The organism is Lentzea sp. NPDC102401 (genome assembly GCF_044765805.1).
GTDB classification, from domain to species: Bacteria; Actinomycetota; Actinomycetes; order Mycobacteriales; family Pseudonocardiaceae; genus Lentzea; species Lentzea sokolovensis.
The window spans coordinates 39,634-63,437 of record NZ_JBIWKS010000004.1 but is presented as its reverse complement, the minus strand read 5'-3'; the positions used below and the strand labels follow the sequence as shown (position 1 = coordinate 63,437).

The following is a 23,804-nucleotide window of genomic DNA, read 5'->3' as shown; positions in this document are numbered from 1 at the left end:
GATCCACCTCGTGAAATGGACTCGCGCTACGCACCACCTGGCCGAACTCGCCGAGAAGTGCGGCGAGCTGCCGGCCTCGTTCTTCCGGTTCCAGGTGGTGGAGCTGTGGGTCTTCGGCGAGCTGCTCGACGTGCCGCGCGACGTCGACGTCATCGAGGTCGCGCTGGTCACCGACCTGCCGGTGGACGAGGTGCCGTGGATGACCGAACCGGTCGGCGCCGAGCACTGGGCGAACTCGACACGGCTGTCGCGCAACCCGTTCGAGGCGCGCTGGCGCTCGAAGGACGCCCCGGTGTGGAACCACCGCATCGAGCGGCCCGCGCTGGTCTGGAGCGCGGCGGACGGCGTCAGCGAGGAAGCGCTCGTGGCGGTCAGCGACGGCACGGGTGAGCTGGTGCGCACGGCCGCGCCGTCGGAGGAGGACCTGCGCAAGCGCGTCGAGGACGAGTTCGAGGTGAGCCTGAGGGCGCTGCGGCGGGCGAACCAGGACTACACCGACCGCCGCTGGAGCCCCGGCAAGCTCACCCCGCACTCGGACGCCCTGTGGCGCACGACCACCGGTTATCTGGATCTGCTGGACGTCGTCGGCAAGTCACAGCTCTGATGGTGCCCGCTGGGTCAGGTGTTCCAGGTGATGCGACATGGCCATCGCGATCCAGCGGGAGACCGAACTCGCGGTCTGGCCTCCTCCCCGCCGGCATCCCGCCAGTTCACGGTCACCCCACGAGTAGCCGCTGCCGGCGAACTCCGGCCGGGCCACGAGCTCGTCGGCCAGGTCCGTGAACGCCTCGGCGGCCGCGCCCGGCGCCACCTTGCCGGATTCTCTGACGAGCTGTCGCCGCATCGCGATCACGCAGTTCGGCACCGTGTAGAACAGGTACGGGTTGATCGTGCGAGGCCCAGGATTGCCTGGAGCCGGCGGGTTCGGGTGGGCTACGCCGTAGTCGCCGTAGTTGATCTGCGCACCGCTCACTCCGGCTGCGACCTCCCGCCAGATTCGGACTTCTGGCCGGTCCCGGACGGCGGTGGCGAAACCGTGCCGGGTAGCGGGTGTCGACCCGGCCAGCAGCGTTGTCGAATCCGGGCCGAGATGGTCGGTCAGTGCCCTGGCGAGCGACATCGCCTGTTCGACCTGTTGGGGATGAACGGTTTCCACGTGGCCCAGATCGATGACGGCGTGCATGGTGTTGTCGTCGATTCGCGTCCGGCGGGCGATGTGACGAAGACGGTCGACCAGTTGAACTGTGGTGATGCGGAGGTCCCGAAAGCGGACCACGATTTCGCGCGGCCGGTGTTCCTGGAGCAACGCGACTGTTCTGAGCCGGTCGTCGGTCGCCGACACCGGGATGACGGGGATGAGGGCCGGGACGTCGGGGGCGAGGAGGCCGAACTCGTCGGCCAACGCGTTCTCGATGCGGTTGTCCAGGTGCTCGAACGCTCCGCCGGGGCAGCGAGCGAGAGCGGCCGCAGGGCTCAACAGGTATGGGTCGATCCACACAGGTCGCCCACACTCCGCCAACCGCACCGCTGCTCCGACCAATGCGGGCATGAGCTGCCCACGACCTTCCGGTTGCACGGAATCGAGCAGCTCGATGATCACCCTCGGAGTGGAATCACCGTGATCGCCGAGATGGCGGAGCGATTCGAACTCGCCGATCTTGCTCTTCATCGCGACCAACGGCCTGAAGGACATGGCTTCGCCCTTTCCCCAGCGGCAGTGCGAACCACTTCGATCATGCTGGTCGCGAATCTGCGAATGGCCCGCCGGACGAGTGAATCGCGGATGCCATGTTCGACGGTGATCGTGGTCGTCATTGGGAGGGTGTTCACCAATCGCGGGTCGCGTATGCGGAACTCGTCCGTGCGCCCCGCCGGTAGGGCCAGACCCACCCCTGGTCCTGGGGCGGGCTCCATTGCCGCACGCCGGGCCGGGCAACAGGCTTGATCAATGCGAAGCACATCCTCGATCGCCCGGAGCGCGCTGGTGCTCGCCTGCGCGGTGGCGCTGGCGTCGTCCGCGCCGGCCGCCGCCGAACGCGGTCCGGTCATCGACGCCGAAGCCATCAGAGCCCAGCTCGACCTGATCACCAGCACCGACCGTGTTCCAGGGGCGCTGGCCGAGGTCAGCGACCGGCGGCGCAGGCCCGTCACGGTCACGTCCGGCACGGCCGGGCTGGGCACCGGCCTGCCTATGGTCGGCAGCGCTGGCAGGTTCCGGATCGCCAGCGTCACCAAGCCGTTCACCGCGGTCGCCGTGATGCAACTGGTCGTCCGGCACCAGGTACGGCTCGACGCTCCGATCGAGACGTATCTGCCCGGGGTGGTGCGTGGCACCGGCGAGGGACACGAGATCGACGGCCGCACCATCACGGTGCGCCAGCTGCTGCAGAACACCAGCGGCCTGCCGGACTACGTCAGTTTCCTGAGCCCCGGCGACCTGCGGGAACCGGTCGAGGCGGCGGAACTGGTCCGCATCGCCCTGGCGCACCGGCCGGATTTCACCCCTGGCGACGGGTGGCAGTACTCGAACACGGGCTACGTTCTCGCCGGCATGCTGGTGGAACGGTTGACACGCAAGGACATCGGCACGGCCGTGACCGAGCTGGTGATCCGCCCCGTGCACCTGCGGGACACCTACTGGCCGCCGGCCGGTGAGCGGCGCATCCGCGGCCCGCACGCCCGCAACTACACCCTGAACGCGTCCGATCCGGCGGGGCCGCTGGTCGACGTCACCGAGTTCGAGCCGTCCTGGGCGGGTGCGGCGGGCGCGATGGTGTCCACGCCGGCGGATCTCAACCAGTTCTGGCAGGAGCTGTTCGGCGGCCGGCTGCTGCCGCGGTGGGCTCTGAACCAGATGTTGACCTCCGTCCTGGCACCGGACCTCGGACCGAAGGCGGAGTACGGCCTCGGCGTGGCCCGGCTGCCCCTCTCGTGCGGAGGCGGGGTCTGGGCCCACGGGGGTGACCTGGCCGGTGGCGGTGTCGCGAACGTCAGTGGCCTGGACGATTCCGGGCGCGCGGCGACCGTCTACATCACCGCCCTGACCGGCGGTGCGTCGATCGACCACATGCTCGGCACCTTCGACACCGCACTCTGTTCCTAGGACCACAGTGTTCAGGTAGAGCCGTATCAACCGGCCGATGTCGTTGTGGTCGCCGCCGGCGAACGAATGATTCGCGTTCCCCGTTCTTGGGCTCAGAGGCTGCGGGCGATGTTCCCCAGCGCCGAGCGCAGTTCGACCGCGAAGGATCGGTCCACACCGACCCTGGTCGAGAACTCCCAGTCCTGCACGGCTTCGAGAGTCTCGTTGACGCAGCTGGCCAGGGTGCAGAACTCTTCCTTGGTCAACGACAGCGTGATGCCCTCGTCCCCGGAACGGAGCATGTCCACGCGTTTCTCCTTCACTGGTGAAGATTCTGGAAGTAACTGTGTTCTCCACCGGCGCGGCGAACGCGCGGCGTCCACCAGTGAGAAACCCCAGAAACGATACCGATGAGTACCGCAAATTTGATCGCAGCTGATCTGGAGCTTTGTTACGCCGTTCGGGTGTGAGGCGGCACACCGGTCATACCGGGTGGTCGCCGGACCGTCGTCACCGTCGTCACCGCCGTCACCGTCGACAGCCGTCCGACCTGGACTTCAAGGTGCTGCGAGCACTCGGTCTCGCCGAGAACATCCTCGCCATTGTCGGCAGCCGTTCGTCGCGTTGTCCGAGCGCAACGGCGGGAGCGGAGTGCAGGTTGCCGCGGAAGCGTGCTAGATACCCGAGGCGGCATCGGGTGACACGACTTCGAGTAGGGGCACCAGCGTGTCAACGCCGTAGCGACCGGTGAACTCGGCCCAGTAGTCGCGCCAGGCCAGGGCGACGGCGGGGTGGGCGGGTGGTGCGCAGTAGAGCCTGCGGCGGCGGCCATCTGCTGGAACAGCGAACGGGGCCGCCTGCATCGGCAGGCGGCCCCGTTCGGCCAAGCTCACCAGCCTCGCTCGCGCCATTCGGCGAGCTTCGGACGGTCGACGTCGAGGGGCGAGTCGTCGCCGTGACCGGGGTAGAACCACGTGTCGTCGGGCAGCACGGCGAACAGCCTGTCCTCCACGTCGTTGATCAGCGACGCGAAGTTGTCCGCGGACGTGGTCTTCCCCACGCCCCCGGAAAGAGTGAATCGCGCAAGCGGTGAACAAGTCCAGCTGGTGTAGCTCGTGGTGCTACGCGGGGCTACACTCGTCTGGTGAAGGTCATCAGCCAACGGGAGTTTCGCAATCACTCCGCCGCTGTCATGGACGCGGTGGAGGCGGGCGAGACCTACCACGTGACGCGAAACGGTGTGGAGGTCGCCGAACTCCGCCCTCTGCCTCGTCGCCGTCGAATGACGGCTGAGGAACTCGTCGAACGGCACAGGGCCCTGCCTCGGGTCGATCACTCTCAGATGCGTCAGGAAGCCGACGAGTTCTTCGGTGACGAGGATCGTGTGGGCGACTTTGATCCGTGGGAGCGCAGCCGTGGCTGAACGTCCCGAGTCGGGCGTGCTCGACACGTGCGCCTACATCGATCTGGGCCTTCTGGATCCGGCTGGTCTGCCGCAGATTCCTGAGCTCACCGCGGTCACGATGGCCGAGTTGCATCAAGGCGTGGTGATGGCGAAGGACGCTGCGTCCAGGGCTGCGCGCACGGAGAAGCTGGGTGCGGCGATCGTCGACTTCGAGCCGCTGCCCTTCGATGGTCAGGCAGCTGCCAGGTACGGCACGTTGGTCGCGCTCACCATGGCGGCGAACCGAAACCCGAAGCCTCGGCGGATGGACTTGATGATCGCCGCCGTCGCGTCATCGCGTGGACTGCCGCTCTACACCAGGAATGCCGAGGACTTCAAAGGTCTCGACGGCATGGTCACGATCATCGAGGTTTGATGGTGCCTGCCGGAGAGCCGGCTCTCCGGCAGGTCAGGGTCACCAGCCTCGGGCGCGCCACTCCGCGAGCGACGGGCGCTCCTTGCCGAGCGTCGAGTCGTCGCCGTGACCGGGGTAGAACCACGTGTCGTCGGGCAGCACGGCGAACAGCCTGTCCTCCACGTCGTTGATCAGCGACGCGAAGTTGTCGGCGGACGTGGTCTTCCCCACACCCCCCGGAAAGAGTGAATCTCCGGTGAAGAGGTGCGGGTGGCCGTTCGGGTCGTCGTAGACGACGGCGATGGAGCCCGGCGTGTGGCCGCGCAGGTGGATGATCGAGAGCGGGACTTCTCCCACGTTGATGGTGTCGCCGTGGTCCACGAGGACGTCCGGCGGGACCGGGAGGACGGCGGCGTCCAGTTCGTGTGCGACGGTGTTCGCGCCGTGGGCTCCGGCGAGGGCGCCCAGCGCCTGCCAGTGATCGGCGTGCTGGTGCGTGGTCACGATCGTGCGCAGGCGCGGGCGGTTCGGGATGTGGCCGAACAGGTCGGACAGGCGCTCGAAGTCGTTGGCCGCGTCGATGAGCAACGCCTCGTTCGTGGACCGGCAAACCAGCAGGTAGGCGTTGTTGTCCATCGGTCCGACGGAGATCTTCATGATGGTCAGCGCGTCCAGGGTGCGGCGGGCCGCCGGGCCCTCCGGATCGACGTGACCGGTGTAGTTCTCAAGTACGTCCACGGTGGCAGACGGTAGTCGCTCGATGCGGCGAGACGCACACCTTCAGGTTGCATACAGGTCTCACTCATAGGGTAAGTAAGGATCAAGCTTCGATCCGTGAGTACTCCGAAAGCACCAAACGGACAGGTCCCCGCCTCTCGTGATTCCAGAGCAACGACAGAAGCCCCGGACGGCCCGCAGGGTCAGCTGGGACGTCCTTCGTGTCGTCGCCATCGGGTGCGTGTTGCTCCACCACGCCACGCTCACGAGCGTCAGCAGTCACCCCGATCTCGGGCCGCTGCCGTTCACCTTCCCGATGTCGATGGGCGCCAGCACGCTGATGGTCGTCTCGGCTTTCTTCGCCTGTGCCTCGCTGAACAGCGGCAAGCCCGCCCAGTTCCTGTGGAGAAGACTCGCCAGACTGCTGCCCGCGTACGTGGTGGCGGTGCTGCTGACCTACGCGGTGCAGAGATGGATCGCGCCTGAGGGGTGGAGTCAGCTCGACGGCAGAGATGTCGTCTACAACCTGCTGCTGATCAACCAGTGGATGCCGGACGTCAACATCGTCGACTTCGCCTACTGGACGGTGCCGGTGCAGATCGCGGCGTTCGTCGCCGGTGCTCTGCTCGTGAAGCGACTGAGAGGCACGAAGCTCCGCGTCTTCCTGTGGGCGCTCATCGTCACGCCGCTGCTGGTGCGGCCGTTGCTGGACCACTCGCACGCGTTGTTCACCATTTACAACGGGTTCGCGCTGCACAGGGCGCAGTTGTTCGCCGCCGGCATCGCGATCTGGCTGTGGCACAAGGACAGGCTGAAGACCCCGCACTTGGCCGCGCTCCTCGTCGCCACCCTGATCGCGCAGGCGATTCACACGACCGAGTACGGATCGACGCTCGGCTTCGCCGTACTGCTACTCATGGTGTGCGCGGCGGCCGCTGGACCCGATTGGGCGTTCTTCGCGCCGATCGCCACGCCGGTCACGTGGCTCGCGGGCATCTCGTACGGGGTCTACCTCGTGCACCAGCAGATCGGCACCGTGGTGATGGACCGCATGCACGCCGTTGGGCTGCGGTCCTGGTGGCTGCTCGCCGGCTTCGTCACCTCGGCGCTGGTGCTCGGCTGGGCGATGACGAAGTTCGTCGAACGCCCCGCCTACAAGCTGCTCACTCAGATCCAGTCGGGCAGTTCCGGCAGCTCACCGCGCAGGTCGGTGCCGTCGGTCCTGCCGGTCAGCCACCCCAGGACGGCGCTCGCCGACCCGCTCACCGAGTTGCGGCTCGCCGGGCCGTTGACCGCCCAGTTGCGTTGACTCCCGTCAGGCAGGGTCACCTCTACGGCGAACGAGTCGACCCTGCCTTCGAACTGCCGCACGGCGTCGTCGAGGAACTCCTCGACGAAGTCGGCGGGCAGGTCGTCGAACCCGACGCCCGCGTCGAGGTCGATGAGGTGGATCCAGATCTCCCGCAGCCGGAACAACGGCACCGCGGACGCCGGGATCGCCTGCCCCTTGGGGGCGGTGACCTCCGAACGCCACGCGTGAGCGGGGAACTCGCGGCACGCGGCCTCGAACCGCTGGCACGCGGAGTCGAGATCGGCCTTGATCACCTGGAGGATGCGGCGCGAACCCTCTTCGATGTCCGCGTCACGGTCCGTGCGCGACGCGTAGGCCTGGTGCTCGACCCCCGTCTTGGCCCACGTGAGCAGATTCACCAGCGCGTCGGCGTTGCGCGCGAGGTGGGTGATGACGTGTCCGCGGGTCCATCCTGGAAGCAGGCTCTGGCCGCGCACGGCGGTCTCGTCCAGCTCCTCGACGACCTCGTACAGCACGTCCGTCGCCTCGCGCACGGCGGTGATGTGCCGGTCTGGCACCCCTCGCGGCGCAGGTACGGACGTGTGCTGCGTGGACGGCGTGTAGGTCATGTGCTGCCTCTCCCCGACGTTGAGGCTCTGATCGAAGTGACCAGCCTATGAGTAAAGCCTGCTCAGGGGAATGCGACAGCGGGCAGAACCGTTTTTGTCAGGGGTGCGACCTAGCATGGTCGGCGGGTCGGTCGCAGCCTCCGAAACGATGCTAGTACTCTTCGAACGCTTGTTCGGGAGAGTGTGGCGTGAGTGACCCGCCAATCGCAGCCGAAGGGACCCCAGTGGCAGACCGTCTTGTTGTTCGCGGCGCCCGCGAGCACAACCTGCGCGGCGTGGATATCGACCTGCCGCGGGACAGCCTGATCGTCTTCACGGGGCTGTCCGGCTCCGGCAAGTCGAGCCTGGCTTTCGACACGATCTTCGCCGAGGGCCAGCGCCGTTACGTCGAGTCGCTCTCGGCGTACGCGCGCCAGTTCCTCGGGCAGATGGACAAGCCCGACGTCGACTTCATCGAGGGCCTCTCGCCCGCGGTCTCGATCGACCAGAAGTCCACGAGCCGCAACCCGCGCTCGACCGTCGGCACGATCACCGAGGTCTACGACTACCTGCGCCTGCTCTACGCCCGCGCCGGCAAGCCGCACTGCCCGCAGTGCGGCGAGCCGATCGGCAAGCAGACGCCGCAGGAGATCGTCGACCAGGTGCTCGCGATGGAGCAGGGCACCAAGTTCCAGGTGCTCGCGCCGGTCATCCGCGGCCGCAAGGGCGAGTACGTCGACCTGTTCCAGAACCTGCAGACGCAGGGCTACTCGCGCGCGAAGGTCGACGGTGTCGTCTACGCGCTCGCCGAGGTGCCCAAGCTCAAGAAGCAGGAGAAGCACCACATCGCGGTCGTCATCGACCGCCTCAGCGTCAAGGCCTCGTCCAAGCAGCGCCTCACCGACTCGGTGGAGACGGCGCTGCGGCTCGCCGACGGCCTGGTCGAGCTGGAGTTCGTCGACCTCCCGGAGACCGATCCGAAGCGGATCAGGGGCTTCTCCGAGAACCTGGCCTGCCCCAACGGCCACCCGCTCGCGATCGAGGACCTGGAGCCGCGGTCGTTCTCCTTCAACTCGCCGTACGGCGCGTGCACGGTCTGCACGGGCATCGGCGTGCGCAAGGAGGTCGACCCGGAGCTCGTGGTCCCGGACGACGAGCTGAGCCTGGAAGACGGTGCCATCGCGCCGTGGGCAGGCGGGCAGACCGCGGAGTACTTCATCCGGCTGCTGCAGTCGCTCGGCGAGACCATCGGCTTCCGGATGGACCAGCAGTGGCGGCTGCTGCCCGCCAAGGCGCAGAAGGCGATCCTGCACGGCATCGACGAGCAGGTGCACGTCCGCTACAAGAACCGCTACGGCCGTGAGCGTTCCTACTACGCCAACTACGAGGGCGTCATCCCGTTCCTCGAACGGCGCCAGGAGCAGACCGAGTCCGACTACATGCGGGAGAAGTACGAGGGCTACATGCGCGAGGTCCCGTGCCCCGCGTGTGCCGGCACCCGGCTGAAGCCCGAGATCCTCGCCGTCACGCTGCACCACGGCAAAAAGGGCGACAGGTCCATCGCCGAGGTCTGCGCGATGAGCGTCTCGGAGTGCTCCGACTTCCTCGACGGCCTCAAGCTCGGCAAGCGCGAGTCGATGATCGCGGGCGCGGTGCTCAAGGAGATCCAGGCCCGCCTGCACTTCCTGCTCGACGTCGGCCTCGACTACCTCTCGCTCGACCGCGCGTCCGGCACCCTGTCCGGCGGCGAGGCGCAGCGCATCCGGCTCGCCACGCAGATCGGGTCCGGCCTGGTCGGCGTGCTGTACGTGCTGGACGAGCCGTCGATCGGCCTGCACCAGCGCGACAACCACCGGCTGATCGAGACGCTGACGAGGCTGCGCAACCTCGGCAACACGCTGATCGTCGTCGAGCACGACGAGGACACCATCCGTTCTTCCGACTGGGTGGTCGACATCGGCCCCGGCGCCGGCGAGCACGGCGGCAAGGTCGTGCACAGCGGCCCGTACAAGAAGCTGCTCACGAACAAGGAGTCGATCACCGGCGCCTACCTGTCGGGCCGCAAGTCGATCCCGATGCCCGCCAAGCGCCGCAAGATCGACAAGAAGCGCCAGCTCACGGTCGTCGGCGCGCGCGAGCACAACCTGCGCGGCATCGACGTGTCGTTCCCGCTCGGCACGCTCACCGCGGTCACGGGCGTGTCCGGTTCGGGCAAGTCGACGCTGGTCAACGACATCCTGGCCACGGTGCTCGCGAACAAGCTCAACGGCGCCCGCCAGGTGCCCGGCCGGCACACCAGGATCAACGGCCTGAACGAGGTCGACAAGCTGGTGCGCGTCGACCAGTCGCCGATCGGCCGCACCCCGCGGTCGAACCCGGCCACCTACACCGGCGTGTTCGACCACGTCCGCAAGCTGTTCGCGGCGACCACGGAGGCGAAGGTCCGCGGCTACCAGCCGGGCCGCTTCTCGTTCAACGTCAAGGGCGGCCGCTGCGAGGCGTGCGCGGGCGACGGCACCATCAAGATCGAGATGAACTTCCTCCCGGACGTCTACGTGCCCTGCGAGGTCTGCAAGGGCGCGCGGTACAACCGCGAGACGCTGGAAGTGCACTACAAGGGCAAGACGATCTCCGAAGTCCTCGACATGCCGATCGAGGAGGCCGCGACGTTCTTCGAGCCGATCAACGCCATCCACCGCCACCTGAAGACGCTGGTCGAGGTGGGTCTGGGCTACGTGCGGCTGGGCCAGCCGGCGCCGACGCTGTCCGGTGGTGAGGCGCAGCGCGTGAAGCTCGCGTCGGAGCTGCAGAAGCGCTCGACGGGCAAGACGGTCTACATCCTCGACGAGCCCACGACGGGCCTGCACTTCGAGGACATCCGCAAGCTGCTGGGCGTGATCAACGGCCTGGTGGACAAGGGGAACAGCGTCATCGTCATCGAGCACAACCTCGACGTCATCAAGACGTCCGACTGGATCGTCGACATGGGTCCCGAAGGGGGCTCCGGCGGCGGTATGGTCGTAGCAGAGGGCACACCCGAGCAGGTCTCGCAGGTCGAGAAGAGCTACACGGGGCAGTTCTTGCTGCAGGTGCTCGAGAACGAGGAGGTGTCAGCAGCAGGGTGATGATTCCACTCGATGCGCTGGCCCACCGCGAGCGCGCTCTTCAGGCGTCGCGCGGGGAGCCCTTGGCGTACCCCTTCAGCCTCGTAGAGGCGCTCGACTCGTCGGAGCAGGCACTCCGGCGCGTCGCGGCTGTCAGCTGGTTGCGGACCCTGGAACGGCTTCCTCATCTAGTCGACAAGTGAACCCGGCCGGCCTGGTGGGGCGCTCAAGTCTCACTAGAGCCGTATGCCACGCCGCAGGGAATTCACGCGGGGGGATTCTCGGTGCGGTGTGAGTTTCGCCGAGGATCTGTCACTCGGACGTGGTATCCGGGATGATGGCGGCCGTGTCACTCAACCGCTATCGCTTCCGCAGCGTGTGGCACGTCGACGCGCCCCCGGATGTCGTGTACGAGGTGCTGTCCGACATCGCGAACTACCCGCTGTGGTGGGCCGAGATCCGGAAAGCCACGAAGATCGACGACGAGACCGGCGAACTCAGGTGCCGTTCGTTCCTGCCGTTCGACCTCGTCGTGCAGGTCAGGCACAGCATCCGGAACCAGCAGGCCGGGCTTCTCCGTGCCACGTTGTCCGGTGATCTCGAAGGCTATGCGAGTTGGGAGATCACCGGTCGGGACGGCGGCACCGATCTCATGTTCGACCAGGAAGTGGTGGTCAACAAGCCACTGCTGCGGCGCCTGGTGCTCATCGCGAAGCCGTTCTTCCGCGGCAACCACGACCTGATGATGCGCGGCGGCTTCAAGGGCCTGAAGCAGGTCCTCGAAGCCAAGGCCGCCAGCCGCGACTCCTAACCGGCGCCGATCTCGACCTGCGCGCCGTTGTCCGTGCGAGTGCACTGCAGTGGAGGACCGAGAACCTGCCGTGAGCAGGCCCACTCGCCGGAGATCCAGCCCAGGTTCTCCCCGTCCGTCTGACCGGCGTCGACCGCGGCCTGATAGCGGTCGGCCACCTCGATGGCGGCGGCGCAGCCCACCCTCCCCGACACGTCGGCCACCCTCGCCTGGCCTTCGCGGCAGACGACCGGGTCGGGCACGCAGCCCGCACCCCACTGCTTCCACACCTCCAGGGGCACGTCGCCGCAGGACATCTCGTAGTCGGCGTCCACGAAGTGCCACGCCTGGTCCCGGAACTCGAACAGGACGGGAAACGAGATCCCGGGGATTGCTGGGGCGATCTTCGCCTGAGCGAGCACGTAGCGGTCCTGCCGGCAGTCGAACTCGATCAGGAGCGCGGGCCGTTGCTGATCGTCCTTCACCGGGTGCAGCGGCTGGAGCACCTCCAGGGTCACCGTCTCGCAGGCCTTGAGCGTCTTCACCTCCTGCGCCACCAGGTCCGCGGGGACCGAGATCTCCTTCATCGTGGTGACCAGTTCGCCGGAGGTCTTGGTGAGGCGCGGGCTCTGCGCGTCGGACGCGGCGGCGATCTCGTTGAGGACCTTGACCTGTTCCGGGGTGAGGCGGTGGCCGACGAACCGGAAGTCGATCTTCACGCCGGCCTTGTCCGTGTGCTGCTTGATGATCGTGCGGACCTCGTCGGCGTTCTTGCCGCAGGCGTCGGCGCCACCGCGGGCGATGACCACGACGCGGTTGGTGGCAGAGCCGCGGAACGGGTAGGTGCGCGCGAAGTCGTCGATCGCGGCGAGGATGCCGCTCAGCAGAGTCGCTTTGCCGCCGGGTGTGATGGCGCGGGCCGAATCACCGATCTTGGCGGCCTGTCCGGTGGCCGGCGTGACCAGTTCGGCGGTGTCGGGGGAGTCGCAGGTGCCGCCGAAGCGGCGCAGTGCCAGCGAGTCGTCGGCGGACATGTTGGACGCGGCGGCTCCGACGGCGTTCGCCACTTCGCCGAAGTCAGGTGACTCGGACGCGTCGACGAGGAACGTGGTGCGGTGGTCCGGCGTCAGCAGCACGACGATGCCGCCGAAGGTCAGCCCCAGCACCGCCACGACCGCGATCCCGGCCAGCAGCCAGCGTTTCATCTCGTCACCTCACCGCTGGTAGTCGCCGATCTGCACGGTCTTCTTGTCCGTCGTCCGCGCGCACTTCAACGGCATCTGGGCGTGCGAGTAGCCGTCCTCGTAGGGCCAGGAGCAGGACCACTCGCCGGAATCCCAGAACAGGCCTTGACCCTGTGCCTGCTGTGCACTGATCGCGACCCGGTAGCGGTCCGCGATGTCGATGGCCGCGGGACACCCGACCCCGTCGAGGTCCGTCACCTTCTGTTCGCCGTCACGGCAGACGACGGGCTCGAACTCGCACGGCATCTCCCACTGCTTCCAGACCTCCTGCGGAACCGAGCCACAGGGCAGCGACGTGCCCGAGCTCTGGTACTTCCACGTTTCGCCTTGAAGCTCGAAGAGCACCAGGAGGTCGTCGACCACGGCGGCGGTGGTGTTCGCCTTCGCGAGAACGAACTTGTCCTGCTGGCACTTGGCGTCGAAGTAGCGCACGTCGGCTCCCAGCGGGTGCGCTGCCGCGAGCGTTTCAGGGGTCACGCCGTCGCACGGCGCTGTCTTCACCTCTTTGGCGACGAGGTCCGCGGGGACCGAGATCTCCTTCATCGTGGTGACGAGCTCGTCGGAAGTCTTGGTGAGAAGGGGTTTCCGCGCATCGGTGGCGGCCGCGATCTCGTTCAGGACCTTGACCTGGTCGGCGGTGAGCCGGTGGCCGACGAACCGGAAGTCGATCTTCACGCCCGCCCGTGCGGTGTGCTCGCCGATGATCGTGCGGACCTCGTCGGCGCTCTTGCCGCAGGCGTCGGCGCCGCCACGCGCGATGACGACGACCCGGTTGGTGACGGAGCCGCGGAACGGATAGGTGCGCGCGAAGTCGTCGATCGCCGCGAGCACGCCGCTCAGCAGGGTCGCGCTGCCGCTGGGCTTGATCGCGCGCGCCGCGCCGGCGATCTCGGTGGCCTGCCCGGTGCCGGGCGTGACCAGTTCCGAGGTGTCCGGAGAAGCGCAGGTGCCGCCGAAACGGCGCAGTGCCAGCGAATCGTCGGCGGACATGTTGGACGCGGCGGCTCCGACGGCGTCCGCCACCTCGCCGAAGTCCGGCGACTCGGACGCGTCGACGAGGAACGTGGTGCGATGGTCGGGAGTCAGGGTCATCCACGCCCCGCCGGTCACCAGCCCCAGCACCAGGACCACGGCACCTGCCGCCAGCGGCCAGCGTTTCATCCCGTTCCCCCTGGGCCCTTCGCGCGCAGCGAAGTGAGCTCGTCCGTCATGTTCCCCGCCTCGGCGTTGTACGCGTCGGCAGCCTTGGAGTAGACGGCGAGCGGTTCCGTCAGGTTCCGTCCCGAACGAGCCGAGCCGAGCAACTGCTCCGCGGCCTCGATCACCGAGGCTTGCAACGTGCGCAGCCTTACCGCCATGTCCCGCAACCGCACCGCTTCCGCCGAGCTGGTGCGGCCGTCGAGGTCCTTGATCTCGAAGTCGACGACGGCGTCCCTGGCCTCGGTCATCGCGGCGTCCGCGAGGTCGAACCGGCCGCTCTTGATCGCCTCGGTCGCCGAGTTGAGCTTGTCCACGGTCGGGTTCAGCACGTTGACGACCGACTGCGACGACCGCAGCACCGGCTCGATGGTGGTGAACCACGAGAGCACGCGCTTCAGCTCCTCCGGCGAGTCCGTGAACGCCGGCTCCTGCTGTTTGAGCTGTGCGGCCAGCTTCGTCAGCTCGTCGCCGCTGTCGCTGACCTGGTAGCCGATGAACCGGAACTCGATCGACAGACCGGCCGCGGCGACCCGGTCCCGGATCTGGGACTGGACGAACTCGTCGTCGGGATCGCACGCGTCCTTGCCGTGCCTGGTCACGACGATGATCCGGTTGATCTGCTTGGCGTTCAGCGAGAACGGGGTGGTGAAGTCGCTGACCGCCTCGACGATTCCGCGCTGCAGCGTGGCTTTCGTGCCCTGCCGCACCGACTGCGCGGCCTGGGCGATCTCCTGGCGGTTGCCGGTGCCGAACCCGACGAGCTGCGTGGTGTTCTCGTCCGAACCGCACTCGCCGCCGAAGCTGCGCAACGACTGGGAGTCGCGTTCGCCCGAGTTGCCGATCACGGTCGTCAGCGCACCGGTGACGCTCGCCAGATCACCCTCGGCGGCGTCGATCAGGAACGTGGTCTTGTAGACGGGCGCGAACATCGGCACGACCCACCGCACCACCGCGAACGAGCTGCCCGCGATCAGCAGGCCGGCGAGCAGGACGATCAGCAGCCGCCGCACGGTCTTCGGCAGTTCCCAGAACGTGTTCCACTGCCGCGCGTTGTCGCCGACGATGATGCCCTTGGCCTTGCCCAGGTGCACCGTGTACTTGGGATCCGCGTCCGGCTCGTCGAGCTCCTCGTGGGCCTTCTGGATCGCCTCGGAGGCCGTCTTCGACAACTCGTTCGTCGCGTCGACGGACAGCCTGATCTCGTCCATGGAAAAACGGTAGCGAGTTCGGGCGCGAAAGAAGTCAGGTTCGGCCGGACAGGTGCCGCACCAGCGCGGCGAGCTGCTGCGCGTACTTCGCGGCGAACTCGGGCGTGGCCGGGTCCTCGCCGGTGATCTGGCCCGCGCTCTGCCGCAGGGTCAGCGGCGCGGAGGCGGCCGCCATCAGGGCCAGCAGCAGGAACGCGGGGTCGACGTCCGCGGGCAGTTCGCCGGCGGCCTGGCGTTCCCGCATCCCTTCCACCTGACCGCGGAAGAACTCCTCGTCGGTCGGTGGGCTGTCGCCTGCCAGGTTCGCCCACGCCCACATGCGGCCGTGGTCGGTGAGCGTGGTCATCACGAAGCCCGCCACCACCTCGTCCAGCGCCTGGCTCCGGCCGGCCAGTTCGGCGGCGGAGCCGTGCCAGCTCGTGGCGAGCTCCTTGTAGATGCCTTCCTTGCCGCCGAAGTAGTACGAGATCAGCTGCTTGTTCACGCCCGCCCGCGCCGCGATGTCCGTGGTGCGCGTGGCCGCGTAGCCCTTCGCGCCGAACTCCGCCGCGGCCGCTTCCAGGAGCAGGGCCCGCGTGCGTTCCGGGTCGCGTTTGCGCTCCGAGGCGCTGGGAGAGCGGCGTTGATCCACGACGACACGGTAGCCGACTGCCCAGTTTCAACCAATGAGTTGACTTAATCAACCAAGCGGTTGAAACTCGGTGGCATGAGAATCGCAGTGATCGGTGGGGGAATCGGCGGGCTGTGCCTGGCGCACGGGTTGCGCAAGGCCGGGATGGACGTGGCGGTGTACGAGCGCGATCTCTCGCGCACGGACCGCCTGCAGGGGTACCGGGTGCACATCAACCCGGACGGTGCCGCCGCGCTGCGGGAGTGCTTACCCGCGGCGAACTGGGAGCGGTTCGAACGGAGTGCGGGCGCTAGCGAGAACGGGTTCGGCTTCCTGACCGAACAGCTCAAGCCGCTGCTCGTGCTCGACCCGGACGAGGAGAAGCACTACTCGGCCAGCCGGATCACGCTCCGGCAGGTGCTGCTCGACGGCCTGGACGTGCGGTTCGGCAAGCGGTTCGAGCGCTACGAACAGGGTGACGACATCACGCTGCGCTTCGAGGACGGCACGACCGCGAGCTGTGACGTGCTGGTCGGCGCGGACGGCATCCGGTCACGGGTGCGCGAGCAGTGCCTGCCGCACGCGGGCACGGAGAAGATCGGGATCACGGCCATCGCGGGGAAGCTGTACCTCGACGACAACGACTGGGTGCCGCGGCGGCTGGTCGTCAGGGCCAACTCGATCATCCCGACGAGCAGGGCCGGCATGTTCCTGGTCGTGCACGACGGGCTGGGTGTGACCGACAACGAGGACGATCCGTTGTTCGACAACGTGCGTCCCTACCTGATGTGGGCCTACGCGGCCGCCGACCTGACCGTCCACGATGGACAGGACTTGGGACGCGAGGTGCTCGGCCGGATCTCGCGGTGGAGCCCCGAGCTGAACCGGATCGTCGCGGCCTCGCCCGCGGAGACGATCAGCGAGTGGCGCCTCCGGTCGTCCAGGCCGATCGAACGCTGGCAGCCGACGAACGTCACGTTGCTCGGCGATGCCATCCACGCGATGACGCCGATGAGAGGCGTCGGAGCGAACATCGCGCTCAAGGACGCACAACTGCTCGCGCGGTGCCTCGCCGAGGGCGGGGACGCGATCGCCCGGTACGAGAAGGAGATGTACGACTACGGCTTCGCGGCCGTGCGCGACTCGCTCAAGGCCGCCCGTCAGTTCGCCGATGGTGGCCCGGTCGCGCGGACCATCTTCAAGACCGTGCTCAGGACCGCGAGCGCCGTGCCCGCGTTGAAGCGCGCGATGTTCTGAAAATCAGTTTGAACCGTTCTGGCTCGCTCTGCGTGTGAGGGGCGTTGGGTGGCACTAGCCAGGAGGTTCATGATGATCCGCAAGAGCGTTGCGGTCGTCGCGTTGGGGTTGATCTCGCTGACCGCCTGCGCGGGGACGCCGGAGAGCAAACCGGTGGCGCAGCAGCAGCAAGAAGCCGTGGTGGCGTTGAACGTCGCCGAGAACGCGGACCTCGGCCCGGTGGTCACGGACGTCGAGGGCTTCACCCTCTACCGGTTCGACGGCGACAGGCCGGGGGAGTCCACTTGCGACGGTGAGTGCGCCGCCGCGTGGCCGCCGGCGACCGTCGCGGACGAGAACTTCGGTGTGACCGGCGTCGAGAGGAACCTGGTCAGCAGCATCGTCCGCAAGGACGGCAGCCGCCAGATCACCGTCGACGGCATGCCGCAGTACCGGTTCGCCAAGGACGCCAAACCCGGTGAGACGAAGGGGCAGGGCCTGCAGGGCAAGTGGTTCGCCACCGGCAAGGACGGCGCCCGCACCCAGCTCGCCGCACGAACGGGTGTCATCGCCGGGCTGGGAGCGGTGCTGACCAACAACGCCGGCCTCACGCTCTACCGGTTCGACGGCGACACGGCCCAGCCTTCTGCGTCCACTTGCGACGGTGGCTGTGCCGAGAGCTGGCCGCCGGTGCTGGTGGAGGGCGAGACGCCGCGGGTGAAGGGCGTCGACCCGAAGCTGCTCGGCACGGTCACCCGCAAGGACGGCAAGAAGCAGCTCACGGTCGCGAACTGGCCGCAGTACACGTTCAAGAACGACAGCTTGCCCGGTGAGGCCAAGGGCGTCACGGTGCCGAAGTGGTTCGCCACGGCCACCGACGGCAAGAAGGCCCAGCAGAACAAGGCGATCGCGTTGACCAGCGCGACCGTCGGGGACCTCGGCGTCGTCGCCACCGACAAGGACGGCATGACGCTCTACCGGTTCGACAACGACTCCGCGGAACCGCCGACGAGCACCTGCTCCGGCGACTGCGCGGTGCAATGGCCGCCCGCCTTCGTCAGCGAGGGCTTCCAGGTGCAGGGCGTGGACGCCGCACTCGTGGGGACGATCGAGCGGGACGGGAAGAAACAGCTCACCATCGCGGGGTGGCCGCAGTACCTGTTCGCAGGGGACAAGGTCTGCGGTGATGCCAACGGGCAGGGCGTTGGCGGGAAGTGGTGGGCGACCAAGGCCGACGGAAGTCGCGCCGGCCGGTAAAAGGGGAGAGAAGGAGCCCCGGCGGGAAGCATCCCGCCGGGGCTCTTTTCACTTGAGGCGCACCAGAAGTGCCTGCTCCGGTTCGAGCACCGGCAGCTGGATCCCGACCTCCGACAGCACGGAACCGGGCAGTTCCACGGAATTCCAGTCCGCGGGCAGCCTCTGGATCAGCCTGGGCCGTCCCGCCGGAGCGTCGAACGACACCCGGTACGTCCGCTCCGGGTCGAGTCCGGGCAGCCGCACCCGCCGGGGCTTGTTCTGCACCGAGGTCGCGAGCTGCACGTACCCGAACAGGGCCTCGGACTGGTCGGCGGCAACGATTCCGTGCACCCAGGCGGAGGGGTCCGGGTGGTCGGAGTGCACCGTGACACCGGTGTGCACCAACGCCCGCACGTCCTTGTAGTACTCGATCGCGGCCTGCAGCCCGGCCCGTTCCTCGTCGGTGGCCGAGTTGATGTCCCACTCGATCCCGAAGTGCCCGAACAGCGCCGTGGCCACCCGGAACGACAGGTCGTGCACGCGTCCGGTCGTGTGCGACTTCGTGGGACCGACGTGCGCGCCCATCAGCTCCGGCGGCAGGAACACGCCGGTCCACCGCTGGATCAGCTGACGTTCCAGGGCGTCGTTGCAGTCCGACGTCCACACGCGGTCGGTGTGCGCGAGCACGCCGAGGTCGATCCGCCCGCCGCCGGACGAGCAGCTCTCGATCTCCACGTGCGGGTGCCGGAGCCGCAGTTCTTCGAGGAGCCGGTAGTACGCGGCGGTCTGCTCGTGCACGCGCGAGCCGATCAGGTCGCGGTTGTGGTCCCACTTCACGAACGCGATGTCGTTGTCCGACAACACCGACGACACGCGGTCGAGGATGTACGCGTACGCCTCGGGGTGCGCGATGTTCAGCACCTGCTGGTTGCGCGACGGCGGCGGCAGCACGCCGGGACGCGGCCCGAGCACCCAGTCCGGGTGGGCCCGGTAGAGGTCCGAGTCCGTGTTGATCATCTCCGGCTCGAACCAGAGGCCGAACTCCATGCCGAGCGCGCGGACGTGCTTGATCAACGGGGTCAGCCCGTCCGGCCACACGGTCTCGTCGACGTACCAGTCGCCCAGCCCGGCGGAGTCGTCGCGGCGGTGGCGGAACCAGCCGTCGTCCAGCACGAACCGCTCGACCCCGATGGCGGCGGCCGTGTCGGCCAACGACGTCAGCCGCGCGAGGTCGTGGTCGAAGTAGACGGCCTCCCAAGTGTTGAGCACGACCGGACGCGGACGCAGATTCCGTTCCCGCAACTGGCGGTGGAACGCGGCGCTGATGCCGTCGATGCCCGCGCTCGAGTACGCCGCGTAGAGCCACGGCGACTCGTACTCCTGGCCCGGCGCCAGCGTGATCTCACCCGGCAGCAGCAGTTCGCCGCCACCCAGGACGGGCAGGCCGTCGACGAGGTTCTCCGCGTACGTCACGTGGTTGCCGCTCCACGCCACGTGCAGCGCCCACACTTCGCCGTCGCGGAACGAGAACCCCGGCGTACCGGCCAGCAACCCGATGGTCGCGTCGTGCCCGGTGCGGCCGCGACGGTTCTCGCGCACCCACGAGCCGTAGTTGAACGCCTGCCGCTGCGGCGCACGTTCACGAGCCCAGCGGCCGGTGAAGTCGAGCAGTTCAGTGGCGTGCGAGGGAACGGGGAGCGCGGTTTCCAGGCCCTCCAACGAATACGGCGTCGTGCCGTCGTTGCGGACGACGTGCCGGAGCCGCAGCATGCCGGACGCCAGCAGCTCGACGGTGCCGCTCACGGTCAGCTCGGCGGCCTCGTCCGACGCGACGTAGCGGAAGATCGAGCCGTCCTCGCCGGAGAACGACGTCACCGTCAGCGCGGGCGCGAAGTGTTCGCCACCGCGATGGCCGCGCAGTCCGGGACGGCCGACGTAGCCGGCACCGGCGTCGGGCAGGAGCGCGAGCGGCACCGGGTCGTCCGGCGCGTTGTTCGGGTTGGTCCACGACACGGCGTCGACCAGGCCGCGTAGCGCGGTCTGGTCGAGGTCTCCGAGCGTTCGCCCCCAGTGCGTCACGACCGGCAGGCTCGCGCCCGTGAGGGTGATGACGACGCTGGAGGTGTCGTCGTGCAGGTGCACGACCTCCGTGTTGCTCATGCGGGCCCCGTCCACATCAAACACAAATGAACATTGAGCCGATCCTCAGATGCGGACCCGGTGTTGTCAAGCGTTGGGGAATGTTGAGTTGTGTCCGTTTAGCTCGTGCACTTCGCAGCCTGGAGATCGCTCAGAGTCGGACCCTCCGGCTCCCAAGTCACGGCGTCGAGGCTCGCCAGTCTCAGCGGTGCGTCGATGCTCTCGGCGGGGAACTTCTGCGCGTTGTCGAGGTAGTCCCGCAGACGTCACGCAGCTTGGTCAGGGAGGCGATCACGGCCGGACGGTCCGCTTCCGTCGGTCGCTGTCCTGGGGTGAACTTCGGCGCCGTCGAGACCACGGCGCTCACGAAGCGGATCGGCTTGTCGGCCGCGCAGACCTGGTCGACCCACGCCTGCACCGCTGCCGGGTCCGGCGCGGCCGAAGAGGGTGGAGACGCGGACGGCGGTGGCGAGGAGCACCCCGCCACCGCCGCGACCACGAACAGGCAGATCAGGTTCCGGAGCACCCGATCAGACAACCAGACTGAGCAACCCCGCGACCACGAAACCGGTCACCGACAGGACGGTCTCGAGGACCGTCCACGACTGCAGCGTCTCCTTGACCGACAGGCCGAAGTACCGCGACACGATCCAGAACCCGCCGTCGTTGACGTGCGAGGCGATGATCGAACCGGACGCGATGGCCATGACGACCAGGGCGAGCTGCGGCTGCGAGTAGTTCAGGTCCGCCACCACCGGCGCGACGATGCCCGCGGTCGTCACGATCGCGACCGTCGCCGAACCCTGTGCGATGCGGATGACGCAGCTGATCACGTACGCCAGCGCGATCACCGGCAGGCCGATGCCCGACAGCTCGTTCGCCAGCGTCTTGCCGATGCCCGTCGCGGCCAGCACGGCGCCGAAGAAACCACCGGCGCCGACCACGAGCAGGATCATCGCGACCGGCTTCAGGGACGCGGCGGACAGCTCCGCGACCTTCTCCCGCGTCATGCCGCGCCGGAAACCCAGCAGCCAGAACGCGAGCAGCACCGAGATCGTCAACGCCACCGCGGGCGTGCCGAAGAACGTCGCCACCGAGTACAGGCGCGATCCCTTGGTCAGCAGGATCGAGCCGAACGTGCCGGCGAGGATCAGCACCAGTGGCAGGCCGATGATCGAGAGCACCAGTCCGAGCGACGGCGGGTCACGATCGTCGTCGCCGTTCTCCGCTCGCGCCAGCTCGGCCGCGGCCAGCATCTCCTCCGGCACCGGCACGTTGAGGCGCTTGCCGATCCAGTACGAGTACAGGACACCGCCGACGAACCACGACGGGATCGCCACCGCGAGACCCATGATGATGATCCAGCCGAGCGACACCTTCAGCAGACCGGCCGCCGCCACCGGTCCGGGGTGGGGCGGCATGAACGCGTGCATGACCGAAAGGCCGGCCAGCAACGGCATGGCGAACAGCACGATCGACTTGCCGCTGCGCTTGGCCGCCACGTAGACCAGCGGTGCGAGCACGAAGATACCGATGTCGAAGAAGACCGGCACACCGAAGATCAGGCCCGCGAGACCGATCGCGACCGGCGCCTTCTTCTCGCCGAACGCGTTCATCAGCTTGTCCATCAGGACCTGCGCGCCGCCGGACGCCTCGAGGATCGCGCCGAGCAGCGTGCCGAGACCGATGATCGCGGCGATGTGCCCGAGGATGGAGCCGAAGCCCTTCTCCAGCAACGAGTCCGAGGCCTTCTGCGCCGACCCGACCAGCGTCTCCACCGGCACGCCGGCCAGGAGGGCGACCAGCAGTGCGACGACGATCAGCGCGATGAACGGCTCGACCTTGAACTTGATGATCAGTAGCAGCAGCACCGCGATGCTGACTACCGCGAGGGTCAGCAGACCCGGTGTCGAGTGTTGCAACCAGTTGATCACGGGCGGCTCCTGAGTGAATGGCCTGGCAATGAGCCGGTGGCGGTTCCTTCGTCGATCACCGTCACCCCGTTGCAGAACACGTACGGGATGCCGGCGGCCTGCTGCCGAGGCTGGTCGAACGTCGCCGTGTCGGCGATCCTCGATGCGTCGAACAGCACGAGGTCGGCCGCGTAGCCCTCGCGGACCAGACCCCGGTCGGTGAGCCGCAAACGCTTGGCGGCCCGGCCGGTGAGGTGCTCGACGCACTCCTCCAGACTCAGCACGCCCAGTTCGCGGACATAGCGCGCGAAATAGCGGGGGAACGTGCCCCACGCGCGTGGGTGCGGCCGGTCACCTACGAGCAGCCCGTCGCTGCCGCCGGTGTGCGCCGGATGCTTCATGATCGCCTGCACGTTCTCCTCGTGGCCCACGTGCATGAGGCACGAGGTACCCATCCGTTCGTCGACCAACACGTCGAAGTACAGGTCGGCGGGAGCGCGTCCGAGCCGCAGCGCCGAGCTGTACACACTGGCGCCGACCAGGTGCGCGTTGCGCTCGTCGCGGACGCCGTTGATCTCGATGGAGTCCCAGTCGACCGGCACGCCGTGGCAGCCGTCCGAGCCGGTCTCCTCGATCTCCTCGCGGATGCGCTCCCGGGTGTCCACATCGGACAACCTTGCCAGCGCGCTGTCCGGCCCGCCTTCCGTCGCCCACGACGGGAGGAGCGCGCTCAGGTACGTCGCGCCCGGCAGGTACGGGTAGGTGTCCAGTGAGATGTCGGCGCCGCCGGCGATCGCGTCGTCCAGCAGCGCCAGCAGTTCGGGCGCCTTGCCCTTGTTCACCGGGAAGTTCATCGTGGCGTGCGCGAGGTGCAACGGGCAGCCGGAACGCTTCGAGACGTCCACCATCTCGGCGTACGCCTCCAACGCACCCGCGCCGTAGCTGCGGTGGTGCGGGCTGTAGAAGCCGCCGTAGTTCCCGACGACCTCGCACAGCTGCACGAGTTCGGAGGTGTCCGCGTACATGCCGGGCGTGTAGGTGAGCCCGGACGACATGCCGAAAGCGCCCTCCACCAACGACTCCGCCAGCTTGTTCTTCATGACGAGCATCTCGGCGTCGGTCGCGGGCCTGTCCTCCCAGCCCACGGCCAGCATCCGCAGCGTCCCCTGCGGCACCAGGTAGGCGGCGTTGACCGCGATGCCCTGGTCGAGCCGGTCGAGGTACTGGCCGACCGAGCGCCAGTTCCAGTCGAAGCCCGGCGGGTCGTCGTTCCACCCGGCGAGCTGACCGCGCAACGTCGCGAGCACCTCGTCGTTCACCGGCGCGTACGACAGCCCGTCCTGGCCGAGCACCTCGGTCGTGACGCCCTGCGAGACCTTCGCCAGGTGGTCGGGTTCGGCGAGGATCCGCAGGTCCGAGTGCGAGTGCATGTCGATGAACCCCGGCGCGAGCACCAGCCCGTCTGCATCAATTGATCGTGTGGCCGAGATGCTGTGACCATCATTTTGGCGACCGATGGACGAGATGACGCCGTCCTTGATCCCCACGTCCGCCCGGTAGGCGGGCGCGCCCGTGCCGTCGGCGATCAACGGTCCGCGCAGAACGACGTCGTCCATCCCGGCACTCC

At 67.9% G+C, this 23,804-nt stretch carries 22 protein-coding genes and 2 pseudogenes; 10 read left to right on the top strand and 14 right to left on the bottom strand.

Annotation, left to right across the window (positions count from 1 at the left end; all coding sequences use genetic code 11):
- Positions 1–10: 10 nt before the first annotated feature.
- Positions 11–604: a hypothetical protein gene (locus ACIRG5_RS15285; RefSeq protein WP_402905047.1), complete on the top strand. Its 594-nt coding sequence runs from the start codon at positions 11–13 to the stop codon at positions 602–604.
- On the opposite strand, the gene ACIRG5_RS15280 is transcribed toward ACIRG5_RS15285, so the two are convergent.
- A complete protein-coding gene (locus tag ACIRG5_RS15280; RefSeq protein ID WP_402905046.1) occupies positions 593–1,693 on the bottom strand; it encodes a hypothetical protein in 1,101 nt (366 codons plus the stop codon). The two genes, ACIRG5_RS15285 and ACIRG5_RS15280, sit on opposite strands and share 12 nt — an antisense overlap.
- A gap of 255 nt (positions 1,694–1,948) precedes the next feature.
- Here ACIRG5_RS15280 and ACIRG5_RS15275 point away from each other — a divergent pair, with 255 nt between their 5' ends.
- Positions 1,949–3,103, top strand: coding sequence for a serine hydrolase domain-containing protein (locus ACIRG5_RS15275; protein ID WP_402905044.1), 1,155 nt, complete (start codon positions 1,949–1,951; stop codon positions 3,101–3,103).
- A 92-nt stretch (positions 3,104–3,195) separates the two neighbouring features.
- Here ACIRG5_RS15275 and ACIRG5_RS15270 read toward each other — a convergent pair whose 3' ends face one another.
- The 3 genes and pseudogenes from ACIRG5_RS15270 to ACIRG5_RS15260 all read right to left on the bottom strand — a co-directional run.
- Positions 3,196–3,390, bottom strand: coding sequence for a hypothetical protein (locus ACIRG5_RS15270; protein WP_402905042.1), 195 nt, complete (start codon positions 3,388–3,390; stop codon positions 3,196–3,198).
- 366 nt (positions 3,391–3,756) lie between these two features.
- The gene (locus ACIRG5_RS15265) at positions 3,757–3,975 is read right to left on the bottom strand and encodes a hypothetical protein (RefSeq protein ID WP_402905040.1); all 219 of its coding nucleotides are present in this window, start codon (positions 3,973–3,975) and stop codon (positions 3,757–3,759) included.
- A pseudogene (locus ACIRG5_RS15260) lies at positions 3,972–4,148 on the bottom strand (MBL fold metallo-hydrolase); the annotation flags it as partial. The pseudogene ACIRG5_RS15260 and the gene ACIRG5_RS15265, both read right to left, overlap by 4 nt.
- Positions 4,149–4,226: 78 nt before the next feature.
- On the opposite strand from ACIRG5_RS15260, the gene ACIRG5_RS15255 reads away from it, so the two are divergent.
- On the top strand, positions 4,227–4,505 hold the full coding sequence (locus ACIRG5_RS15255) for a type II toxin-antitoxin system Phd/YefM family antitoxin (RefSeq protein ID WP_402905038.1): 279 nt from the start codon (positions 4,227–4,229) through the stop codon (positions 4,503–4,505).
- A complete protein-coding gene (locus tag ACIRG5_RS15250) occupies positions 4,498–4,902 on the top strand; it encodes a type II toxin-antitoxin system VapC family toxin (protein ID WP_402905037.1) in 405 nt (134 codons plus the stop codon). Before ACIRG5_RS15255 ends, ACIRG5_RS15250 begins: the two co-directional genes overlap by 8 nt.
- A 39-nt stretch (positions 4,903–4,941) precedes the next feature.
- Here ACIRG5_RS15250 and ACIRG5_RS15245 read toward each other — a convergent pair whose 3' ends face one another.
- Entirely contained in the window at positions 4,942–5,619 is a 678-nt protein-coding gene (locus ACIRG5_RS15245; protein WP_402905035.1) for an MBL fold metallo-hydrolase, read from the bottom strand.
- Positions 5,620–5,758: 139 nt separating this feature from the next.
- On the opposite strand from ACIRG5_RS15245, the pseudogene ACIRG5_RS15240 reads away from it, so the two are divergent.
- Positions 5,759–6,718 (top strand): annotated as a pseudogene (locus tag ACIRG5_RS15240) (acyltransferase family protein); the annotation flags it as partial.
- 47 nt (positions 6,719–6,765) lie between these two features.
- Here the strand turns inward: ACIRG5_RS15240 and ACIRG5_RS15235 are convergent.
- Entirely contained in the window at positions 6,766–7,518 is a 753-nt protein-coding gene (locus ACIRG5_RS15235) for a maleylpyruvate isomerase family mycothiol-dependent enzyme (protein WP_402905033.1), read from the bottom strand.
- 224 nt (positions 7,519–7,742) lie between these two features.
- On the opposite strand from ACIRG5_RS15235, the gene uvrA reads away from it, so the two are divergent.
- The 3 genes from uvrA to ACIRG5_RS15220 all read left to right on the top strand — a co-directional run bounded on the left by uvrA (position 7,743) and on the right by ACIRG5_RS15220 (position 11,412).
- The gene (uvrA, locus tag ACIRG5_RS15230) at positions 7,743–10,622 is read left to right on the top strand and encodes an excinuclease ABC subunit UvrA (RefSeq protein WP_402905031.1); all 2,880 of its coding nucleotides are present in this window, start codon (positions 7,743–7,745) and stop codon (positions 10,620–10,622) included.
- Positions 10,622–10,804: a hypothetical protein gene (locus ACIRG5_RS15225; protein WP_402905029.1), complete on the top strand. Its 183-nt coding sequence runs from the start codon at positions 10,622–10,624 to the stop codon at positions 10,802–10,804. Before uvrA ends, ACIRG5_RS15225 begins: the two co-directional genes overlap by 1 nt.
- A gap of 143 nt (positions 10,805–10,947) precedes the next feature.
- Positions 10,948–11,412 (top strand): SRPBCC family protein, encoded by a 465-nt coding sequence (locus tag ACIRG5_RS15220; protein ID WP_402905027.1) that lies wholly within the window; start codon positions 10,948–10,950, stop codon positions 11,410–11,412.
- Here ACIRG5_RS15220 and ACIRG5_RS15215 read toward each other — a convergent pair.
- Genes ACIRG5_RS15215 through ACIRG5_RS15200 form a run of 4 tightly spaced genes read right to left on the bottom strand, consistent with a single transcriptional unit; the run spans position 11,409 to position 15,674 of the window.
- Positions 11,409–12,596: a hypothetical protein gene (locus ACIRG5_RS15215; RefSeq protein ID WP_402905025.1), complete on the bottom strand. Its 1,188-nt coding sequence runs from the start codon at positions 12,594–12,596 to the stop codon at positions 11,409–11,411. The two genes, ACIRG5_RS15220 and ACIRG5_RS15215, sit on opposite strands and share 4 nt — an antisense overlap.
- Positions 12,597–12,605: 9 nt before the next feature.
- Positions 12,606–13,796: a hypothetical protein gene (locus ACIRG5_RS15210; protein ID WP_402905023.1), complete on the bottom strand. Its 1,191-nt coding sequence runs from the start codon at positions 13,794–13,796 to the stop codon at positions 12,606–12,608.
- Positions 13,793–15,043 carry a VWA domain-containing protein gene (locus ACIRG5_RS15205; RefSeq protein WP_402905021.1) on the bottom strand — a complete coding sequence of 417 codons (1,251 nt, stop codon included), beginning with the start codon at positions 15,041–15,043 and terminating at the stop codon, positions 13,793–13,795. The genes ACIRG5_RS15210 and ACIRG5_RS15205 overlap by 4 nt, the downstream gene beginning before the upstream one ends.
- 34 nt (positions 15,044–15,077) lie before the next feature.
- Positions 15,078–15,674: a TetR/AcrR family transcriptional regulator gene (locus tag ACIRG5_RS15200; RefSeq protein WP_402905019.1), complete on the bottom strand. Its 597-nt coding sequence runs from the start codon at positions 15,672–15,674 to the stop codon at positions 15,078–15,080.
- 75 nt (positions 15,675–15,749) lie between these two features.
- On the opposite strand from ACIRG5_RS15200, the gene ACIRG5_RS15195 reads away from it, so the two are divergent.
- Together ACIRG5_RS15195 and ACIRG5_RS15190 are read left to right on the top strand one after the other, a co-directional pair.
- The gene (locus tag ACIRG5_RS15195) at positions 15,750–16,910 is read left to right on the top strand and encodes an FAD-dependent oxidoreductase (RefSeq protein WP_402905017.1); all 1,161 of its coding nucleotides are present in this window, start codon (positions 15,750–15,752) and stop codon (positions 16,908–16,910) included.
- Between the two features lie 69 nt (positions 16,911–16,979).
- Complete coding sequence (locus ACIRG5_RS15190) at positions 16,980–18,146, top strand: hypothetical protein (protein ID WP_402905015.1); 1,167 nt, start codon at positions 16,980–16,982, stop codon at positions 18,144–18,146.
- A gap of 48 nt (positions 18,147–18,194) precedes the next feature.
- On the opposite strand, the gene ACIRG5_RS15185 is transcribed toward ACIRG5_RS15190, so the two are convergent.
- From ACIRG5_RS15185 to ACIRG5_RS15170, 4 genes are all read right to left on the bottom strand, one after another.
- Positions 18,195–20,285: an alpha-galactosidase gene (locus tag ACIRG5_RS15185; protein WP_402905013.1), complete on the bottom strand. Its 2,091-nt coding sequence runs from the start codon at positions 20,283–20,285 to the stop codon at positions 18,195–18,197.
- 181 nt (positions 20,286–20,466) lie between these two features.
- Positions 20,467–20,790, bottom strand: a complete 324-nt coding sequence (locus ACIRG5_RS15180) for a hypothetical protein (protein ID WP_402905011.1) — start codon at positions 20,788–20,790, stop codon at positions 20,467–20,469.
- A gap of 4 nt (positions 20,791–20,794) precedes the next feature.
- A complete protein-coding gene (locus ACIRG5_RS15175; protein ID WP_402905010.1) occupies positions 20,795–22,198 on the bottom strand; it encodes a GntP family permease in 1,404 nt (467 codons plus the stop codon).
- On the bottom strand, positions 22,195–23,793 hold the full coding sequence (locus ACIRG5_RS15170) for an amidohydrolase family protein (RefSeq protein WP_402905008.1): 1,599 nt from the start codon (positions 23,791–23,793) through the stop codon (positions 22,195–22,197). The genes ACIRG5_RS15175 and ACIRG5_RS15170 overlap by 4 nt, the downstream gene beginning before the upstream one ends.
- Positions 23,794–23,804 lie beyond the last annotated feature (11 nt).